Here is a 14,690-nt window from a genome sequence, read left to right as displayed (position 1 = left end):
AACTGGTCTCGGACGCCGCCGGGCGCAGCCCCCGGCAGTCCATCAATGATCAGCCAGCAGCCGCTGCAACCACAGGGAGCGTTGTGTCCCGTCGCCTGTTCACCTCGGAGTCCGTGACCGAGGGTCACCCCGACAAGATCGCTGACCAGATCAGCGACACCATTCTCGACGCGCTGCTGCGCGAGGACCCCACGTCCCGCGTCGCCGTCGAGACGCTGATCACCACGGGCCTCGTGCACGTGGCCGGCGAGGTCACCACCAAGGCGTACGCGCCGATCGCGCAGCTCGTGCGCGAGAAGATCCTCGAGATCGGCTACGACTCCTCGAAGAAGGGCTTCGACGGCGCTTCCTGCGGCGTCTCCGTCTCCATCGGCTCGCAGTCCCCCGACATCGCGCAGGGCGTCGACACGGCGTACGAGAAGCGTGTCGAGGGCGACGAGGACGAGCTCGACAAGCAGGGCGCGGGCGACCAGGGCCTGATGTTCGGCTACGCGTGCGACGAGACGCCGGAGCTGATGCCGCTCCCGATCCACCTCGCGCACCGCCTGTCGCGCCGCCTCTCCGAGGTCCGCAAGAACGGCACGATCCCCTACCTGCGTCCCGACGGCAAGACCCAGGTCACCATCGAGTACGACGGCGACAAGGCCGTCCGCCTCGACACGGTCGTCGTCTCCTCGCAGCACGCGTCGGACATCGACCTGGACTCGCTGCTCGCCCCCGACATCCGCGAGTTCGTCGTCGAGCCCGAGCTGAAGGCCCTCCTCGAGGACGGCATCAAGCTGGAGACCGAGGGCTACCGCCTGCTGGTCAACCCGACCGGCCGCTTCGAGATCGGCGGCCCGATGGGCGACGCCGGCCTCACCGGCCGCAAGATCATCATCGACACGTACGGCGGCTACGCCCGGCACGGCGGCGGCGCCTTCTCCGGCAAGGACCCGTCCAAGGTCGACCGCTCCGCCGCGTACGCGATGCGCTGGGTCGCCAAGAACGTGGTGGCCGCCGGTCTCGCCGCGCGCTGCGAGGTCCAGGTCGCGTACGCGATCGGCAAGGCCGAGCCGGTCGGTCTCTTCGTGGAGACCTTCGGCACGAACACCGTCGACACGGACAAGATCGAGGCCGCGATCAGTGAGGTCTTCGACCTCCGCCCGGCCGCGATCATCCGTGACCTCGACCTGCTCCGCCCGATCTACTCCCAGACGGCCGCCTACGGCCACTTCGGGCGCGCGCTGCCCGACTTCACCTGGGAGAAGACGGACCGGGTGGACGCGCTGCGCAAGGCCGCGGGGCTGTAAGTCCCGGGCGGCTGACCTCCGCGGGCCCGGCTCTCCTTCGGGAGGGCCGGGCCCCGGCGTTTTCCCAGGCCGTTCGCTGTCGGTCCCCTCTGGTAGGAATGCACCTGTGAGCAGCGAGAACGACACGCCCGAGGAGCCCGCCGGCGGCGAGCCGGAGCAGCTTGCGTTCATCCGGAAGAGCGTGCGCAGGGCGAAGGCGCCGAAGGCGAAGCCGCGGACCTGGCGGGGGGCGGCGCTCGCCAAGGAACTGCCGGTGGCGCGGGTGCTCGTCGACAAGGGAGTGCTGCATCTCGACCGGTACTTCGAGTACGCGGTCCCGGAGGAACTGGACGCCGTCGCGCAGCCCGGAGTGCGGGTGCGGGTGCGGTTCGGCGCGGGTGCGAAGAACGTGCGGGACGGGCGGCGCGAGGGCGGCGGCCTGATCGACGGGTTCCTGGTCGAGCGGGTCGCCGAGGCCGAGTACCAGGGCCCCCTGGCCGCTCTGGCGCAGGTGCTGTCGCCCGAGCCGGTGCTCGACGCCGCACTGCTGGGACTGACCCGGGCCGTGGCCGACCGGTACGCGGGGAGCCTCGCGGACGTGCTGCAGCTCGCGGTCCCGCCCCGGCATGCCAAGGCCGAGGCCCGCGAGTTCCCGGCACCGCCGCCGGCCCCGCCCGCGCCCGAGCCCGGCTCCTGGCAGCGGTACGAACGGGGCGCCGATCTGCTGACGTCCCTCGCCGCCGGAGGCGCTCCGCGCGCCGTGTGGACCGCGCTGCCCGGGCCCGAGTGGGCCGCGGAGATCGCGCGGGCCGTGCAGGCGACCCTGGCATCGGGGCGCGGGGCGCTCGTGGTGGTGCCGACCGTGCGGCTCGCGGCGCGGGTCGACGCCGCGCTGCGCGAGGCGCTGGGGGAGGGGCAGCACGCCCTGCTGACCGCCGACGCCGGGCAGCAGCGCCGGTACCAGGAGTGGCTCGCCGTGCGGCGGGGGGCCGTGCGGGCCGTGGTGGGGACCCGGGCCGCCATGTTCGCTCCCGTGCGCGATCCGGGGCTGGTCGTGGTGTGGGACGACGGGGACTCCCATCACAGCGACGACCATGCGCCCTTCCCGCATGTACGGGAGGTCCTCGAACTGCGGGCCGCCCGGGACAAGTGCGCCTTCCTGCTGGGGAGTTGGAGCTGCACGGTCGAGGCCGCGCAGCTCGTGCGCAGCGGCTGGGCCGCCGCTGTCGCCGCGCCCCGGGACGCCGTGCGGCGGGTGGCCCCGCTGGTACGGACCGTGGGAGACCTGGACGTCGCCCGCGACGAGGCCGCCCGTGCCGCCCGGCTGCCGAGCATCGCCTGGGACGTGGCGCGGACCGCCCTGCGCGACGGGCCGGTGCTCGTGCAGGTGCCACGGCGCGGATATGTGCCGCGCCTGGCCTGTCAGCGGTGCCGGGAGCCCGCCCGGTGCCGGCACTGCGCGGGCCCGCTGGAGGCGCGGGAGGCGACCGGTGTGCTGGCCTGCGGCTGGTGCGGCCGGGACGAGGCGAACTGGCACTGCGCCGAGTGCGGCGGCTCCCGGTTGCGCGCCCAGGTCGTCGGAGCGCGGCGCACCGCCGAGGAGCTCGGCCGGGCCTTCTCCACGGTGCCGGTGCGGACATCGGGCCGTGAGCAGGTGCTCGACACGGTGTCGGGCGCGCCCGCGCTGGTCGTCAGCACACCGGGCGCCGAGCCCGTCGCCGAGGGCGGGTACGCCGCGGCGCTGCTGCTCGACGGGTGGGCCATGCTCGGGCGGCCCGATCTGCGGGCGGGGGAGGACGCGCTGCGCCGCTGGATCGCCGCGTCGGCGCTGGTCCGGCCCCAGGAGGCGGGAGGCACCGTGGTGATCATGGCGGAGCCGACGCTGCGGCCCGTGCAGGCCCTGGTGCGCTGGGATCCGGTGGGGCACGCGGTGCGCGAGCTCGCCGACCGGGCCGAGCTGGGGTTCCCGCCGGTGTCCCGGATGGCGTCGGTGAGCGGGACCCCGGAAGCCCTGCACGGGTTTCTCGGCGCGGTCGAACTGCCCGCGGACGCGGAGGTGCTCGGACCTGTGCCGGTGCCCGAGGCCGGTCCGGGAGCCGCCCGGCGGCCGGGGGCGCCACCGGCCGGGGAGCAGTGGGAGCGGGTGCTGGTGCGGGTGCCGCCGGGCAGTGGCGCGGCGCTGGCCCGTGCCCTCAAGCAGGCTCAGGCGGCGCGGATGGCGCGCGGCGGGATCGAGCCGGTGCGGATCCGGGTGGACCCCCTCGACATCGGCTGATCAGACGCCGACATGCCTCTGCCTCCCCGGACGTGCGATGCGGGGAGGCAGTCGGATGTCGGCTCAGCCGTTGCGCGGACCGGGGAAGGCGCTCGGCCGCGCCTCGTCCCGCAGGCCCGTGCTGCCCGCGGTCGGCTGGGTCGGCATCGAGCGGGCCGCGGGCACCGACGGCAGCGGTCCGGCGCCCAGCGGCAGGGCGGGGCGGGTCGGCGCGGGACTGTCCGTGGCGCGCTCGGCGTCCGCCGCGGCCTGCGTGGCCGCCCTGCGGGCCCCGTACCGACGGTGCACCGCCTGCTTGGTCACCCCGAGCGCGGAGCCCACCGCGTCCCACGAGAAACCCAGCGAACGGTCGAAGTCCACGGCGGCGGTCACCAGGGTCTCGACGCTGTCCCGCAGTTCCTGGGCGAGACGGACGGTCGGGGCGGGCGCCCTCCCGTAGACGACGAACCCCGCGGAGGGGCCGGAGCGGCGCGGGCGGTAGACGTTGCCGAGCTGCGCGGTGAGGGTGCGCAGCGCGTCCACCTGGCGGCGGACCCGCTCGATGTCCCGTACCAGGAGGTGCAGGGTGGCCCGTGCCTGGGCGTCGTGGGTTGCGTGGTCGGCCATTGACAAGCCTCTCGAACCGGCGATGAAAAGGATGGGGACGCGATCGCAGCGAGCGTCAGCCTGCGCTGACGATCGAGTGATCACGGCCCATTGGTTGGTCAACTCTTTCTTGACCAACGCGCCATTCAGTGAGGGGTCACGCTGTTCCGGCGTATCCGCATATGCGCAGGGCGCACGTTCAGGCGTGCGCCCCATGTGTGCCCCATGAAGCATCGCCATAGACTGGTGCGCTGCCCGTGACCCTGCCCCGAGAGGCCGTTAGCCACCGATGAAGCTCGTCTTCGCCGGCACCCCCGAGGTCGCCGTTCCCGCTCTGGACGCCCTGATCGCCTCCGACCGGCACGAGATCGCCGCCGTCGTCACCCGGCCCGACGCCCCCGCGGGGCGCGGCCGCCGCCTGGTCGCGAGCCCGGTCGCGGAGCGGGCCGAGGAGGCCGGCATCGAGGTGCTCAAGCCCGCCAAGCCGCGCGACGAGGAGTTCCTCGCCCGGCTGCGCGAGATCGGCCCCGACTGCTGCCCCGTCGTCGCGTACGGGGCGCTGCTGCCGAAGACCGCCCTCGACGTGCCGACCCGCGGCTGGGTCAATCTGCACTTCTCGCTGCTGCCCGCCTGGCGCGGTGCGGCGCCCGTGCAGCACGCGGTCATGGCGGGCGACGAGATCACCGGGGCGTCCACCTTCCTCATCGAGGAGGGGCTGGACTCCGGCCCCGTGTACGGCACCGTGACCGAGGCGGTCCGGTCCACCGACACCAGCGGCGATCTGCTGACCCGGCTCGCCTTCGCGGGCGCCGGGCTGCTCGTCGCGACGATGGACGGCATCGAGGACGGCTCGCTCCAGGCCGTGCCGCAGCCCGCCGACGGCGTCTCGCTCGCCCCGAAGATCACCGTCGAGGACGCCCGGATCGACTGGAACGCGCCCGCGCTGCGCGTCGACCGCGTGGTGCGCGGCTGCACTCCGGCCCCCGGCGCCTGGACCGAGTTCCGCGGCGAGCGCCTGAAGGTGCGCACCGCGGTGCTCGCGCCCGACCACACGGACCTGGCGCCGGGCGAGCTGGGCGTCGGCAAGAAGAACCTGTACGTGGGCACCGGCTCGCACGCCGTCGAGCTGCTGTGGGTGCAGGCCCAGGGCAAGAAGCCGATGGCCGCCGCCGACTGGGCGCGCGGGGTGCGCATCGGGTCCGGCGAGCGCCTGGGCTGAGGCCCGCGGGCGCCCCTGCGGAGGCCGGGTCGTACGCTGAGAGGGTTCACCTCGGCGTACGACCTCTGCGTACCGCCCGTACGATCCCACCAGCGGAGCACCTTTGAACGACCAGCCGACCTCGTCGCAGCCGAACCGTCGCCCGGGCAGGCCCGGCAAGCCCCACCGCCGCCCGAAGAAGGACCCCGTGCGGATCCTCGCCTTCGAGGCGCTGCGCGCGGTCGACGAGCGGGACGCGTACGCGAACCTCGTGCTGCCCCCGCTGCTGCGCAAGGCCCGCGCGAAGGGCGACTTCGACGCGCGGGACGCCGCTCTCGCCACCGAGCTCGTGTACGGGACGCTGCGCCGCCAGGGCACCTACGACGCGATCGTGGCGGCCTGCATCGACCGGCCGCTGCGCGAGGTCGACCCGCCGGTCCTCGACGTGCTGAACCTCGGGGTGCACCAGCTGCTCGGCACCCGCATCCCCACCCACGCCGCGGTGTCCGCGTCCGTGGAGCTGGCGCGGGTGGTGCTCGGCGACGGGCGGGCCAAGTTCGTCAACGCCGTGCTGCGCAAGGTCTCGCAGCACGATCTCGACGCCTGGCTGGAGCGGGTCGCGCCGGCGTACGACGAGGACCCCGAGGACCATCTCGCCGTGGTGCATTCGCATCCGCGATGGGTCGTCTCGGCGCTCTGGGACTCCCTGGGCGGCAGCCGCGCCGGGATCGAGGACCTGCTGGAGGCCGACAACGAGCGGCCCGAGGTGACGCTCGTGGCGCGGCCCGGACGGACCACGGCCGAGGCCGTGCTCGCCGAGGTGGGCGAGGAATCCGGGCTGCCCGGCCGCTGGTCCCCGTACGCCGTGCGGCTCACCGAGGGCGGCGAGCCGGGCTCGTTCGACGTCGTGCGGTCCGGCCTGGCCGGTGTGCAGGACGAGGGCAGCCAGCTCGTCGCGCTCGCGCTCGCGAACGCTCCGCTGGAGGGGCCGGACGAGAAGTGGCTGGACGGGTGCGCGGGCCCCGGCGGCAAGGCCGCGATGCTGGCCGGGCTCGCCGCCGGGCGCGGGGCGACGCTGCTCGCCTCCGAGAAGCAGCCGCACCGGGCCGGGCTCGTCGCGAAGGCGCTCGACGGGAACCCGGGCCCGTACCAGGTGATCGCCGCGGACGGCACGCGTCCCCCGTGGAACCCCGGCACGTTCGACCGGGTCCTGATGGACGTGCCCTGCACCGGGCTCGGCGCCCTGCGCCGCCGCCCCGAGGCGCGCTGGCGGCGTCGCCCGGAGGACCTGGACGGGTTCGCCCCGCTGCAACGGTCCCTGCTGCGTACGGCACTTGAGTCCGTGCGCGTCGGCGGCGTCGTCGGATACGCCACGTGCTCCCCGCACCTGGCCGAGACGCGGGCCGTCGTCGACGACGTGCTGAAGTCGGTCGACGGGGCCGAACTCATCGACGCGCGGCCGATGATGGAGGGCGTGCCCGGGCTCGGGGACGGCCCGGACGTCCAGCTGTGGCCGCATCTGCACGGCACGGACGCGATGTACCTGGCGCTGATCCGGCGCACCGGCTGAGGTCCGCGCGCGCCCGGCACGGCACGGAAGGGCACGGCTCGGCATCGTTATCAGGCCCTGGTACGGACCGGGGCGGGCAACGGGTGCCGGGCATGGCAGGCTTGGTGCATGGCTCAGATCAACCCCAGCATCCTGTCCGCGGACTTCGCCCGCCTTGCCGACGAGGCCAAGGCCGTCGAGGGCGCCGACTGGCTCCATGTCGACGTCATGGACAACCACTTCGTCCCGAACCTCACGCTGGGGGTGCCGATCGTAGAGTCCCTGGCGCGTGCGACGGACACCCCGCTGGACTGCCATCTGATGATCGAGAACCCCGATCGGTGGGCTCCCCAGTACGTCGAAGCGGGGGCCGGCTCCGTCACCTTCCACGCCGAGGCCGCCGCCGCCCCGGTCCGCCTCGCCCGCGAGATCCGCGCCAAGGGGGCCCGCGCGTCCATGGCCCTCAAGCCGGCGACGCCCATCGAGCCGTACGAGGACCTGCTCCCCGAGCTGGACATGCTCCTGATCATGACCGTGGAGCCCGGTTTCGGCGGGCAGGCGTTCCTCGACATCATGCTGCCGAAGATCCGGCGCACCCGTGAGCTGATCGCGAAGCACGGACTGGAGCTGTGGCTCCAGGTCGACGGCGGCGTCTCCGCGTCGACGATCGAGCGGTGCGCCGAGGCCGGGGCCGACGTCTTCGTCGCCGGATCGGCGGTATACGGGGCGAAGGACCCGGCAGAGGCGGTACGTGCATTGCGCACGCAGGCCGAGAGCGCCACCGCTTCGGCCGCCTGGGCGTGCGGCCACTGAGCCACAGATACGTGAACGGCTTTCATCAGGGCTGATCAAGCCCGCCGGATCTGCAAGGATGAACGGCGTATCCAGGTTGTGAACGCAGTGAGTCGTGCAGAAGAGCAGTGAGGAGATCGCCGTGTCCGCATCATCGGCGGGTCGGTCAGCCCTGCGGATGGGACCCGCGGAGCTGGTGCAGGCGGCGGCCATGGCCCGTCGCTTCTACCTAGAGGGCAAGTCCAAGATCCAGATCGCCGAGGAGTTCGGCGTCAGCCGCTTCAAGGTGGCCCGGGTCCTGGAGACCGCCCTCGAACGAGATCTCGTACGGATCGAGATCCGGGTCCCGGCCGAGCTGGACGCCGAGCGCTCCGACGCGTTGCGCGCCCGCTACGGTCTGCGGCACGCGGTCGTCGTCGAGTCGCCGGCCGAGGCGGAGGAGTCGCCCGACCCCGAGAACCTCGGCGAGGTCGCCGCGGATCTGCTCGGCGAACTGGTGACCGAGGGCGATGTCCTCGGCCTCGCCTGGGGCCGCTCCACCATCCACATGGCCGCGGCCCTCGACCGGCTCCCGCCGTGCACCGTCGTGCAGTTGACGGGGGTGTACGACGCCGGGACCGCGGAGCGCGGCTCCGTCGAGGCCGTGCGCCGTGCCGCGCAGGTGTCGGGCGGCGACGCCCACCCGATCTACGCCCCCATGCTGCTGCCGGACGCGGCCACCGCGGCCGCGCTGCGTGACCAGACGGGGATCGCGCGGGCCTTCGAGTACTTCGACAAGGTCACCGTGGCGTGTGTGTCGATCGGCTCGTGGGAGCCCGGCATCTCGACCGTGCACGACATGCTCAGCGACGAGGAGCGCGCGCACTACGCGTCCCTCGGCGTCGCCGCCGAGATGTCCGCGCACCTCTTCGACGCGCAGGGGCGCCGGGTCGGGCGTGACCTGGGGGAGCGGTGCATCACCGTCGAGGCGGACCGGCTGCGGCGGATACCGGAGGTCGTGGCCATCGCGGGCGGGCAGCGGAAGGCTGCCGCCATCGACGCGGTGCTGCGGTCGGGGCTGGTGACCAGCCTCGTCACCGACACCGCCGCGGCTGACTTCTTGCTGACCGCCGGGTCCGCGCCCAAGCCCGCGCTGCAGCGGGCCGACCCGGACGGGGTGTGACTCCGGACCGGGGCTGAGGTCTCGGGGCGCCGCCCCGGACCCCGCTCCTCGATCGCCGGAGGGGCTTGATCGTGGCAGCATCGTGGCCATGCGTTCCCTCCGGCTGCTGCTCGGCGCCCTTGTCTGCTGTCTCGGCCTGCTGCTCGGCGGGTGCGCCGGCTCGGACGGAACGGGCACCGGGACGCCCGCCTGGGCCGCGGGCATGGCGACCGTGGCGGAGGCCCGGCTGCCCGCCGAGGCGCGACGCACACTGGAGCTCATCGACGACGGCGGGCCCTTCCCGTACGAGAAGGACGGCAGCGTCTTCGGGAACTTCGAGCGGGAGCTGCCCCGCCACCAGCGCGGTTACTACCACGAGTACACCGTGCGCACCCCGGGCGAGCGCGACCGCGGGGCCCGGCGCATCGTCACCGGGAGCGGCGGGGAGACGTACTACACCGATGACCACTACGAGTCGTTCAAGGCGGTGCTGCGATGAGCGGGACGGGCAGTCTCCCCGCGTCCCCGGCCGACTGGACCGTGCGCGTCCTGGACCTGGACGGGATCGTGGACAAGGCGGCCTTCATGGACCGCTGCGCCGCCGCTCTCGGCCTGCCCGGGTGGTTCGGGCGGAACTGGGACGCCCTCGCCGACGCCCTGGGCGACCCGGGACAGCTGCCCGAGGCCGAGGGCGCCCTTGTCCTGGTGGTCCGCGGCTGGGAGCGGTTCGAGGAGCGGCAGCCGGGGCAGTGGGACATCGCGCGGGAGGTCTTCGCGCAGGCGTCCGCCGTCACCGTGCTGCTCGCGCTGGGATGATCATCCAAGCGGGGTGCCTGACCTTGGGACGTTCGGCCCGGAGACGGATCGGACGGCTCCATGGGAAAATGAAGTACGTGCTTTGTGCCCCGGAGGGATCCTCCCGGGGACCCCTTCTACCGACTGGGATGTCCGCACGTGCGTTTCCTCAATGACATCAAGCCCGCGTACGACCTGACGTACGACGACGTCTTCATGGTGCCGAGCCGGAGCGCCGTCGGCTCCCGCCAGGCCGTGGACCTCTCGTCGCCGGACGGCACGGGCACCACGATCCCGCTGGTCGTCGCCAACATGACCGCCATCGCCGGACGACGCATGGCCGAGACGCTGGCGCGCCGCGGCGGACTCGTCGTCATTCCCCAGGACATCCCGATCGAGGTCGTCACCGAGGTCATCTCCTGGGTGAAGACCCGTCACCTGGTGCTCGACACCCCGATCGTCCTCGCGCCGACCCAGACCGTCGCCGACGCCCTGGCGCTGCTGCCCAAGCGCGCGCACAACGCCGGTGTCGTCGTCGACGACGAGCTGCGCCCCGTCGGTGTCGTCACCGACCAGGACCTGACCGGTGTCGACCGCTTCACGCAGCTGTCCGAGGTCATGTCCAAGGACCTGCTGCTGCTCGACGCGGACATCGACCCGCGCGACGCCTTCAACAAGCTGGACGGCGCCAACCGCCGCTACGCCCCCGCGGTCGACAAGGACGGCAAGCTCGCCGGCATCCTGACCCGCACCGGCGCCCTGCGTGCCACGCTCTACACCCCGGCCACCGACGCCGAGGGCAAGCTCCGCATCGCCGCCGCCGTCGGCATCAACGGCGACGTGGCGGGCAAGGCCAAGCAGCTGCTGGACGCGGGCGTCGACACCCTCGTCATCGACACGGCCCACGGCCACCAGGAGTCGATGATCAGCGCGATCAGGACCGTGCGCGCGCTCGACCCGCAGGTCCCGATCGTGGCGGGCAACATCGTCGCCGCCGAGGGCGTCAAGGACCTCATCGAGGCCGGCGCGGACATCATCAAGGTCGGTGTCGGACCCGGCGCCATGTGCACCACGCGCATGATGACCGGCGTCGGCCGCCCGCAGTTCTCCGCCGTCCTGGAGTGCGCCGCCGAGGCCAAGAAGTACGGCAAGCACGTCTGGGCCGACGGTGGCGTCCGCCACCCGCGCGACGTCGCCATGGCGCTCGCCGCCGGCGCGTCGAACGTGATGATCGGTTCGTGGTTCGCCGGGACCTACGAGTCCCCGGGCGACCTGCAGCACGATGCCCAGGGGCGCGCCTACAAGGAGTCCTTCGGCATGGCGTCGGCGCGCGCCGTGAAGAACCGGACCTCCGACGAGTCCTCCTACGACCGCGCCCGCAAGGCGCTGTTCGAGGAGGGCATCTCCACCTCGCGGATGTTCCTCGACCCGCAGCGTCCGGGCGTCGAGGACCTGATCGACTCGATCATCGCGGGCGTCCGCTCGTCCTGCACGTACGCCGGTGCCAACTCGCTCGCCGAGTTCGAGGAGAAGGCCGTCGTCGGCATCCAGTCCGCCGCCGGTTACGCCGAGGGCAAGCCGCTGCACGCCAGCTGGAGCTGACCGCCGGGGCGGTGTGCGCGGCGCTCGGAGGGGTCACCCCGCCGGCGCCGCCCACGCCGCCTCTATGCATTTGCCGCCCGGCGCCGGGCGGACGGCGAGCCGCTCGGCCAGCCGCTCCACCATGTGCCAGCCGAAGCCGCCGCCACCGCCCAGGTCCGGGGCGCGCGGCACCGGCGGGCGCGGGTCACCGTCCTCCACGGACACCGAGAGACCGCCCGCGTCGACGCGCAGCCGAAGGCGCGCGAGGGCACCGGTGTGCCGGGCCGCGTTCGTGACCAGCTCCGACACCACGAGCAGCACCGCGTCGGCGTCGGCCCACGCACAGTGCTCGGCGAGGAACCGGGCAGCGGCGCTCCGGGCCTGTGTCCCGGTGACGGGACCGTCCACCACGATCTCCATGCGTAGCTGTTACCCCGCGGTCGGATCTTCACCGTCACCGGGCCCCGTCGGCGTGCCCGGGACGAGGACCGTGTCGAGGCCGGTGATCCGGAAGATCCGCTCGACGACGGGGGAGAGACGGCGCACGGCCAGCTCGGCGCCCCGCTCCTGGAGCGCGGTGCGGGCCCGCAGCAGCACGTTGATGCCGCCACTGTCGAAGAACCGGACGCCCGACAGGTCGAGGGTCACGGTGGTGCCGGCCGGTGCGCAGAGCGCCGTCACCGACGCGAGCAGCTCCGGCGCCGTCTCGTAGTCGAGGTCGCCGGTGAGCGAGACGACCGGCCCCTCGGGGCCGTCCGTGGTGGCGCAGACCAGCGAGCCGTGCGGTCCGTCGGGTATGGACTCGGGTGCCGCGTGCGTCATCGGCTTCTCCGTACGGTCAGGGCGAGCGTGTCGTCCGGGTGCAGGATCACGGTGTGCATCTCCTCCGCGAGGGCGCCGGGGATTTCGTCGGTCGGGCGATGCCGGTGCCGGACGGCCGCCGACACGAGCCGGCGCTCGCCCTCGTAGGGGTCGCGACGGCTCTCGGTCAGGCCGTCGGTGTACAGCACGAGCAGGTCGCCGGGGGCGAGGTGCTCGTGCCACAGTCGTTCGCTGCCGGCCATCGGGTAGCCGATGCCCCGGCCGCGTACCTCGAGGAAGCGGGCGGTGCCGTCCTCGGTCACCAGCACGGGCGGCGGGTGGCTGCCGTTGGCGAGGTCGACGCGGCCCGAGACCGGGTCGATGCGGACCAGCAGGACGGTCGCCATCAGCTCGCGGTCGTAGGGCAGCAGGATCGCGTCGGTGCGCGCCACGATCGTCTCCAGAGGGTGTCCCTCCAGGGCGAGCGTGCGGACGGCGTGCGTCACGTTGAGCGCGCTGCGGGTGCTCGTCAGGCCGTGGCCCAGGGCGTCGACGACCGTGATGTGCACGGTGCCGTCGGGCAGCTGGAACCAGTCGTAGAGGTCGCCGCCGGTCGGGGCGTCGGTGCCCGCGGGCGCGTAGTGGATGGCCAGTTCGAGCCCGTCGACCTTCATCGGCGCGGGGCGCAGCGCGTCTTCCAGCTCGCGGAGCATCTGGCCGTGGGCGCGGCGCAGTTGCTCGTCGCGCTCCTCCAACTGGACGTACAGGGCGAGGACTCCGCTGTTCGTCTCGTCCAGCTCATGGGTGAGCCTGCGCCGGTCCGACTCCAGGGCGTCGGCGCGGGCGACAGCCACCCGCAGCTCCTCCTCCAGAAGTTCGACGGGGGAGTCCCCGGCCGACTCGGCGGCCGGCGGGGGCGCCTGGCCGGGCAGCGGCACCCGCCACACCGTCGTGTCCGCCTCGCGCCGCGCGGGCAGCGGCAGCGCCTCGACCGGCACGGTCCAGGGGGCCCGCGGGGCCCGCAGGCGTACCGTCAGCGTCGGCTGGGACGCGGCCGGTTCGGGCGCCGACTCCAGCGTGATGGGCCGCCCCGCCCGCAGCTCGGTCTCCGCGACGCGCGCCACGGACATCGTCAGCCGGGTGCGCAGCTCGGCGGGCAGCCGGAACGAGGCCGCCAACGCCCGGACAGCGGTGCGCAGTTCGGCCGGGGAGCGATGGGTCGTGCGCTGCGTCGGCGCGGCGGCCCGATCGGTCATGAACTCCTCCTAGCCGCCCCGGTGACCAGGGCGGTCGCATCGTCGCGCGCCGAACGATATCCGTGCCCCAGGGCCGCGGCGAGCAGCCGGGGCGGCAGTCCCAGCAGGAAGGGGGTGGCCGTGTCCGCCCAGCGCGCCCCGATGCCGTCGCTGTGCAGCACCGCCGCACACTCCTCGGGCATGGGCAGCGAACGCGGCAGCGGGCGCGGCATGTTCCAGCCGACCACACCGGGCTGCCCGGTGGCCCGGGAGCCGACGCCGTCGTGGCCGACGAGCAGCAGCCGTACGTTGCCGATCCCGCAGTGCTCCACCGTGCCGGGGCGCAGCCGCAGCAGGCCGACGGCGGCGCCGCGGCCCGAACGCAGGGCGCGGTCCATCGCCGCGAGCAGCTCCGGCAAGGGCCGCTCCGGTCCCTCGCGGAACACGCCCACGGCGGCCGCGCTCGCCTCGGCGGCCTCGGCGCCGTGCCCGAGCCCGTCCACGACGACCGCCGTCCGGCCGCCCGGCGCGTCCGCCACGGCCGCGCTGTCCCCGCACCGCTCCTCGCCGCGCAGCGGCAGGCAGACCAGGCCGACGTCGGCCCGCGGCGGAGCGGCGCCCGGCGCGTGGAAGCGGGCGCAGATCAGCGTGCCGACGCCCGGCAGGGTGCGCAGCGTCAGCTCGTCCGCGAGCCGCCGGGCCGCCCCCATGCCGGAGCCGAGCGTCCCCGCGGTGCTGTACCCGTCGACCATGGCCCGGTCCGGGCTCGCCATGCCGGGGCCCCGGTCGACGGCGACCACGTCGAGGCCGTCGCCCTGGGGGTGGCGCTGCACGTAGACGGCGCCGCCGACCGCGTGCCGCAGCAGATTCCCGGCGAGTTCGCTGGTGAGCACCGCGGCCCGCTCGGCGGTGGTGCCGCCGAGCCCGCCCGCCCGCGCCGCGTCCCTCGCCAGCGTCGCCGCGTGGTGCACGGCGCTGGCGTGGTCGACGACGACATGCGCCGTCACGGCGACGTCGGCGGAGGCCGTCATCGCACCGTCCAGCGCACCACGGTGACCGTCGTGCCGGCGCCGGGCCGGGTGTCGACGTGGAACGCGTCCATCAGCCGCCGGGCGCCGCCCAGGCCGTGGCCGAGGCCGCTGCCCGTCGTCCAGCCGTCGGTCATCGCGGCGCCGACGTCCGGGATGCCGGGCCCCTCGTCCTGGATGACGAGGCGGATGCCCTCGGCGCCGCGCCGCTTGAGCAACTCGACGGTCAGCGTGCCGCCCTTGCCGTGGATGTAGGCGTTGCGGGCCAGCTCGCTGGCGGCGGTCACCACCCGGGTCTGGTCCACCAGGCCGAAGCCGGACTCCACGGTGGCCGCGCGCACGGCATGACGCACCGTCAGCAGGTCGTCCTCCGAGCGCACTTCGTAGACCCGGCGGACGGTCACCTGGTCCGTGGCGGGCTGCATCGCGTGCGGGGCAC

Annotated in this window: 15 protein-coding genes; 9 read left to right on the top strand and 6 right to left on the bottom strand. The window is 73.9% G+C overall.

Features of this window, described 5'->3' with window-relative positions; translation table 11 throughout:
- Nucleotides 1-83 precede the first annotated feature (83 nt).
- Nucleotides 84-1,292 carry a methionine adenosyltransferase gene (gene metK, locus ACVHNB_RS26845; protein WP_428955983.1) on the top strand — a complete coding sequence of 403 codons (1,209 nt, stop codon included), beginning with the start codon at nucleotides 84-86 and terminating at the stop codon, nucleotides 1,290-1,292.
- A 106-nt stretch (nucleotides 1,293-1,398) separates the two neighbouring features.
- A complete protein-coding gene (locus tag ACVHNB_RS26840) occupies nucleotides 1,399-3,546 on the top strand; it encodes a primosomal protein N' (RefSeq protein ID WP_456226100.1) in 2,148 nt (715 codons plus the stop codon).
- Between the two features lie 63 nt (nucleotides 3,547-3,609).
- On the opposite strand, the gene ACVHNB_RS26835 is transcribed toward ACVHNB_RS26840, so the two are convergent.
- Nucleotides 3,610-4,152 carry a hypothetical protein gene (locus ACVHNB_RS26835; RefSeq protein ID WP_428955985.1) on the bottom strand — a complete coding sequence of 181 codons (543 nt, stop codon included), beginning with the start codon at nucleotides 4,150-4,152 and terminating at the stop codon, nucleotides 3,610-3,612.
- Between the two features lie 268 nt (nucleotides 4,153-4,420).
- On the opposite strand from ACVHNB_RS26835, the gene fmt reads away from it, so the two are divergent.
- From fmt to ACVHNB_RS26800, 7 genes are all read left to right on the top strand, one after another.
- Entirely contained in the window at nucleotides 4,421-5,350 is a 930-nt protein-coding gene (gene fmt / locus ACVHNB_RS26830; RefSeq protein WP_456226099.1) for a methionyl-tRNA formyltransferase, read from the top strand.
- Between the two features lie 103 nt (nucleotides 5,351-5,453).
- Nucleotides 5,454-6,899 carry an RsmB/NOP family class I SAM-dependent RNA methyltransferase gene (locus tag ACVHNB_RS26825; RefSeq protein ID WP_456226098.1) on the top strand — a complete coding sequence of 482 codons (1,446 nt, stop codon included), beginning with the start codon at nucleotides 5,454-5,456 and terminating at the stop codon, nucleotides 6,897-6,899.
- Between the two features lie 108 nt (nucleotides 6,900-7,007).
- Complete coding sequence (gene rpe, locus ACVHNB_RS26820; RefSeq protein ID WP_428955988.1) at nucleotides 7,008-7,691, top strand: ribulose-phosphate 3-epimerase; 684 nt, start codon at nucleotides 7,008-7,010, stop codon at nucleotides 7,689-7,691.
- Nucleotides 7,692-7,848: 157 nt separating this feature from the next.
- Complete coding sequence (locus ACVHNB_RS26815) at nucleotides 7,849-8,832, top strand: sugar-binding transcriptional regulator (protein ID WP_428957720.1); 984 nt, start codon at nucleotides 7,849-7,851, stop codon at nucleotides 8,830-8,832.
- 88 nt (nucleotides 8,833-8,920) lie between these two features.
- Complete coding sequence (locus tag ACVHNB_RS26810; RefSeq protein ID WP_456226097.1) at nucleotides 8,921-9,310, top strand: ribonuclease domain-containing protein; 390 nt, start codon at nucleotides 8,921-8,923, stop codon at nucleotides 9,308-9,310.
- Nucleotides 9,307-9,627: a barstar family protein gene (locus ACVHNB_RS26805; RefSeq protein WP_428955990.1), complete on the top strand. Its 321-nt coding sequence runs from the start codon at nucleotides 9,307-9,309 to the stop codon at nucleotides 9,625-9,627. The genes ACVHNB_RS26810 and ACVHNB_RS26805 overlap by 4 nt, the downstream gene beginning before the upstream one ends.
- A 138-nt stretch (nucleotides 9,628-9,765) precedes the next feature.
- Nucleotides 9,766-11,208, top strand: a complete 1,443-nt coding sequence (locus ACVHNB_RS26800) for a GuaB1 family IMP dehydrogenase-related protein (protein ID WP_428955991.1) — start codon at nucleotides 9,766-9,768, stop codon at nucleotides 11,206-11,208.
- Between the two features lie 33 nt (nucleotides 11,209-11,241).
- Here the strand turns inward: ACVHNB_RS26800 and ACVHNB_RS26795 are convergent, their stop codons facing one another.
- Genes ACVHNB_RS26795 through ACVHNB_RS26775 form a run of 5 tightly spaced genes read right to left on the bottom strand, consistent with a single transcriptional unit; the run spans nucleotide 11,242 to nucleotide 14,676 of the window.
- A complete protein-coding gene (locus ACVHNB_RS26795) occupies nucleotides 11,242-11,607 on the bottom strand; it encodes an ATP-binding protein (protein WP_456226096.1) in 366 nt (121 codons plus the stop codon).
- A 9-nt stretch (nucleotides 11,608-11,616) separates the two neighbouring features.
- Nucleotides 11,617-12,009, bottom strand: a complete 393-nt coding sequence (locus ACVHNB_RS26790) for an STAS domain-containing protein (protein WP_428955993.1) — start codon at nucleotides 12,007-12,009, stop codon at nucleotides 11,617-11,619.
- The gene (locus tag ACVHNB_RS26785) at nucleotides 12,006-13,244 is read right to left on the bottom strand and encodes a PP2C family protein-serine/threonine phosphatase (protein WP_456226095.1); all 1,239 of its coding nucleotides are present in this window, start codon (nucleotides 13,242-13,244) and stop codon (nucleotides 12,006-12,008) included. The genes ACVHNB_RS26790 and ACVHNB_RS26785 overlap by 4 nt, the downstream gene beginning before the upstream one ends.
- Complete coding sequence (locus tag ACVHNB_RS26780) at nucleotides 13,241-14,254, bottom strand: ATP-binding protein (protein ID WP_456226094.1); 1,014 nt, start codon at nucleotides 14,252-14,254, stop codon at nucleotides 13,241-13,243. Before ACVHNB_RS26780 ends, ACVHNB_RS26785 begins: the two co-directional genes overlap by 4 nt.
- Nucleotides 14,251-14,676 carry an ATP-binding protein gene (locus ACVHNB_RS26775; protein WP_428957721.1) on the bottom strand — a complete coding sequence of 142 codons (426 nt, stop codon included), beginning with the start codon at nucleotides 14,674-14,676 and terminating at the stop codon, nucleotides 14,251-14,253. Before ACVHNB_RS26775 ends, ACVHNB_RS26780 begins: the two co-directional genes overlap by 4 nt.
- Nucleotides 14,677-14,690 lie beyond the last annotated feature (14 nt).

The organism is Streptomyces sp. YJ-C3, assembly GCF_053891275.1.
Note: the sequence above shows the minus strand (reverse complement) of the source record. Positions and strands in the feature narration are given on the sequence as shown.

Excerpts from the sequence above, each read along its gene's own strand:
- ACVHNB_RS26780 (WP_456226094.1), bottom strand. The coding sequence starts at position 14,254 with ATGACGGCCTCCGCCGACGTCGCCGTGACGGCGCATGTCGTCGTCGAC.
- ACVHNB_RS26805 (WP_428955990.1), top strand. The coding sequence starts at position 9,307 with ATGAGCGGGACGGGCAGTCTCCCCGCGTCCCCGGCCGACTGGACCGTG.
- rpe (WP_428955988.1), top strand. The coding sequence starts at position 7,008 with ATGGCTCAGATCAACCCCAGCATCCTGTCCGCGGACTTCGCCCGCCTT.
- ACVHNB_RS26810 (WP_456226097.1), top strand. The coding sequence starts at position 8,921 with ATGCGTTCCCTCCGGCTGCTGCTCGGCGCCCTTGTCTGCTGTCTCGGC.
- ACVHNB_RS26785 (WP_456226095.1), bottom strand. The coding sequence starts at position 13,244 with ATGACCGATCGGGCCGCCGCGCCGACGCAGCGCACGACCCATCGCTCC.
- ACVHNB_RS26795 (WP_456226096.1), bottom strand. The coding sequence starts at position 11,607 with ATGGAGATCGTGGTGGACGGTCCCGTCACCGGGACACAGGCCCGGAGC.
- ACVHNB_RS26775 (WP_428957721.1), bottom strand. The coding sequence starts at position 14,676 with ATGCAGCCCGCCACGGACCAGGTGACCGTCCGCCGGGTCTACGAAGTG.
- fmt (WP_456226099.1), top strand. The coding sequence starts at position 4,421 with ATGAAGCTCGTCTTCGCCGGCACCCCCGAGGTCGCCGTTCCCGCTCTG.
- ACVHNB_RS26815 (WP_428957720.1), top strand. The coding sequence starts at position 7,849 with ATGGGACCCGCGGAGCTGGTGCAGGCGGCGGCCATGGCCCGTCGCTTC.
- ACVHNB_RS26790 (WP_428955993.1), bottom strand. The coding sequence starts at position 12,009 with ATGACGCACGCGGCACCCGAGTCCATACCCGACGGACCGCACGGCTCG.
- ACVHNB_RS26835 (WP_428955985.1), bottom strand. The coding sequence starts at position 4,152 with ATGGCCGACCACGCAACCCACGACGCCCAGGCACGGGCCACCCTGCAC.